Here is a 3,528-nt window from a genome sequence, read left to right as displayed (position 1 = left end):
CGAGTGCGCGGCGCAGGCCCGGAACCGCGCCGGACTCGCCGCCCCACACCTGCGAGGCCCGCAGGATCGCCAGCACCAGGTTGACGCGCGCCTCGCCCGCGGGCGCCTGGCCCAGGACGTGCAGGCCGTCGCGGATCTGAACGTCCTTGATCTCGCACAACCAGCCGTCGACGTGGAGGAGGAAGTCGTCGAACTCCTCGTCGTCGGGCCGCTGCTCGAGGCCAAGGTCCTCGTGCATGTGCGCGGACTGCATGAGGGTCCAGATCTGCGCGCGGATGGCCGGGAGCTTGGCCGGATCCATCGACGCGATGTTCCCGTACTCGTCGAGCAGCTGCTCCAGCCGCGCGATGTCCCCGTACGACTCGGCACGCGCCATGGGCGGGACCAGGTGGTCGACGATCGTCGCGTGCGCACGGCGCTTGGCCTGCGCGCCCTCGCCGGGGTCGTTGACGAGGAAGGGGTAGATCAGCGGCAGGTCGGCGATCGCCGCGTCGGTGGCACAGTCCGCCGAGAGCGCGGCGTTCTTGCCCGGCAGCCATTCGAGCGAACCGTGCTTGCCGATGTGCACCAGCGCGTGCGCGCCGAAACCGTGGGCCAGCCAGCGGTAGGCGGCCAGGTAGTGGTGGGACGGCGCGAGCTCGGGGTCGTGATAGATGGCGACCGGGTTCTCGCCGAACCCGCGCGGCGGCTGGATCAGCAGCACCACGTTGCCGGCCTGGATGGTGGCCAGGACGATCTCGCCGGCGTCGTTGACGAACAGCTTCCCCGGCGCTGGCCCCCACGCCTCGACCATCTCCGCGCGCAGCGCCTCGGGCAGGTCCGCGGTCCAGCGCAGGTAGTCGTCGGTGGAGATCCGCACGTGGCTGTCGGTGAGCTGGGCGCTGGTGAGCCACTCCTCGTCCTGCCCGCCCGCGTCGATGAGCGCGTGGATGAGGGCGTCGCCGGCGGCGGTGTCGTCGGCGTAGTCCCCGGCGGTGTCCAGGAACCGGGCGATGGGGCCGTCGTCCGGGCCCAGGTCGTAACCCTCGTCGCGCATCCGGCGCAGCAGGCAGATGGTCGAGACCGGGGTGTCCAGACCGACGGCGTTGCCGATGCGGGAGTGCTTGGTCGGATAGGCCGACAGGACCAGCGCGACCTTGCGGTCGGCGGGCGCCACATGGCGCAGCCGCGCGTGGGCCACGGCGATCCCGGCGACGCGAGCGCACCGCTCCGGATCGGCCACGTAGCGGGGCAGGCCGTCGGCGTCGATCTCCTTGAACGAGAACGGCGCAGTGATGATCCGGCCGTCGAACTCGGGGATCGCGATCTGGTTGGCGGAGTCCAGCGGGTTGACGCCGTCGTCTGAGGCAGCCCAGTCCTCGCGGCTCCACGTCAGGCACAGGCCCTGCAATACGGGAATGTCGAGCGCGGCGATGCGCTCGACGTCCCACGTCTCGTCCTCGCCGCCCGCACTCACCGCGCCGGGCGTGGTGCCGCCGGCAGCGAGAACCGTCACGACCAGCGCATCGAGAGTGCCAAGGGCGTCGAACAACTCGTCGGGGGCCGAGCGCAGGGAGCCGGCGAAGACCGGCACTCCCACCGCGCCAGCGGCGTCGATCGCGTCGGCCAGCGCGTGGGCGAACCCGGAGTTCCCGCTCACCTCGTGGGCGCGGTAGTAGAGCACGCCCACGCGGGGCAGGCCGGGGGCTTCCGTCGTGTCCGGCCGCGGCGGCATCCCCCACACCGGCACGCTCTCCGGCGGCTCAAAGCCGGCACCGGTGAGCAGCACGGTGTCGGCCAGGAACGCGTGCAGCTGCGCGAGATTGCCCGGGCCGCCCTCGGCGAGATAGCGGTGCGCCTCGGCCGCGATGCCGATCGGGACCGTGGACAGCTCCATCAGGTCGGCGTCGGGGGTCTGCTCCCCACCCAGGACCACTACCGGGACGCCCGCGCCGAGCACGGCGGCGAACCCGGCCTCCCAGGATCGTCGGGAGCCGAGGATGCGGACCACCACCAGGTCGGCGCCGTCGAGCAGTGCGGGCAGATTCGCCTCGACGTCGAGTCGGGACGGGTTGCCGAGCGTGAACGCCGCGCCGGATTCGCGCGCGGAGAGCAGGTCTGTGTCGGAGGTGGACAACAGGGTGATGCGGGGCACGTCGTGCTGTGCCGAGGCGTCATCAGGGGACGCCGAACGCCGGTCGGGGCGCATGTTCTTCTCCAAACCCTCGTGGAACATGTCGCCGTGGCCGGTCTCCTGGCTTCCGCATCAACGCCGCGCGACCGACCTTCCCGGACCCGTGGATCCAGTGGTCTCCGACCCGTGAGGGACGGACGAGGGCCGCGTGACTCCGCGACTACAGTGGCGAGGGCCGCGCCGGCTTTTCCTCCGGCTTCCCGAACACCACGGCACCGGGGAGCCTATCCGGCGCAGCCCGCCCGTGGCCGACCGGCTGCCTCGCGTCAGCCGGGGACGGCCATCCCGGTCAGGGGAAGTCCACCACCGCGAGGTTGAGTGGCAGCTCGCCTCTCCGCGGCTCCGGTGAGAGGTCCGCGGTGTCGACGAAGGTGCCGGACAGGAAGTCGTCGGCGTCGGCGATCCGCTGCGGCGGGACCTGCCCGGCGTAGTCGAACCCCTTCAGCTCGTACGGCAGCGAGTCGGCCTCGAGCAGGCTCGGCCCGTGCATGAGCTGGAAGTGAAGGTGCGAGGCGTTGGCGTTGCCGGTGTTCCCGAGCTTGCCCAGCACCTGCCCCTCGGTCACCGTGTCGCCGGGTTTCACCGTGACCGAGCCGGAGATCATGTGTGCGTACATCGCGAACACGCCGTCGCCGAGGTCGAGCACCACGTGGTTGCCGTCCACGTTCTCGACGGTGAGCTTGGAGGCCAGTTCCGGGTTGCTGGCGGGCAGGACCCCCGGCGCGTTGGCCTCCATACCGTCGAGGACCGAGACGACGGTGGCGTCGGCGACGGCGAGGATCTCGGCGCCGTAGTCCACGTAGCTCTCGTTGTGGTTCCTGTCGCCGGTGTAGAACTCGCCCTGGTCGTTGGTGCGCTTCCAGTCGATCGCGAAGCGCTGGCTGTTGTTGAGTTTGCCGTTGACCGACATCACCGAACTGCGGTGCGGGAAGCCCGGTTCGCAACATCCGTTGAGGGCCACCCAGTTCTCGCCCCGCACGGGCGGAGCGATGACCGGCACGGTGCGGGTGGAGAAGGCGACCGGCGTCGTGAGGTAGTCGATGGGCCCCGGCTCCCCGAACGCCGGCGAGGCGGCGCCGGTCCCGTAGAGGTGGTGCAGCACCGCGTCCGGGGCCTGGTCGAGCGAGTCGAGGGTGAAGTCGATGAACACGACCCGGCTCTCCTGCGGCGGGATCTGCGCGGTGTCGACGTACCCGGCGGGCAGGTCCCGTAGGCGGTTGCAGTCGCCGAAGACGCAGTCCGGGTCCACGAGAGCGGCGGCGGAGAAGCTGGCGATGACCTTGGTGGGATCGGCGCCGTCCACCACGTCGATCTTGTCCACGCTCGCCGGCACCTTGGTGGCGTTGGTGAGCTGC

The 3,528-nt window shown here is 71.0% G+C and carries 2 protein-coding genes and 1 riboswitch; both genes read right to left on the bottom strand.

Annotated features, from left to right (window positions below; all coding sequences use genetic code 11):
* Nucleotides 1-2,134: cobaltochelatase subunit CobN (locus tag G6024_RS13320; RefSeq protein ID WP_200841571.1), on the bottom strand; the 2,134-nt coding region annotated here is incomplete at its 3' end.
* Nucleotides 2,135-2,206: 72 nt separating this feature from the next.
* Nucleotides 2,207-2,400, bottom strand: a riboswitch (cobalamin riboswitch).
* 62 nt (nucleotides 2,401-2,462) lie between these two features.
* Nucleotides 2,463-3,528, bottom strand: a 1,066-nt coding sequence (locus tag G6024_RS13315) for a M23 family metallopeptidase (protein WP_159148903.1), incomplete at its 5' end; no start/stop codon positions are given.

Source organism: Dietzia maris, assembly GCF_014144855.1.
Lineage (GTDB): Bacteria > Actinomycetota > Actinomycetes > Mycobacteriales > Mycobacteriaceae > Dietzia > Dietzia kunjamensis.
The sequence above is the reverse complement of the archived record's forward strand: the minus strand, read 5'-3'. Positions and strand labels throughout refer to the sequence as shown.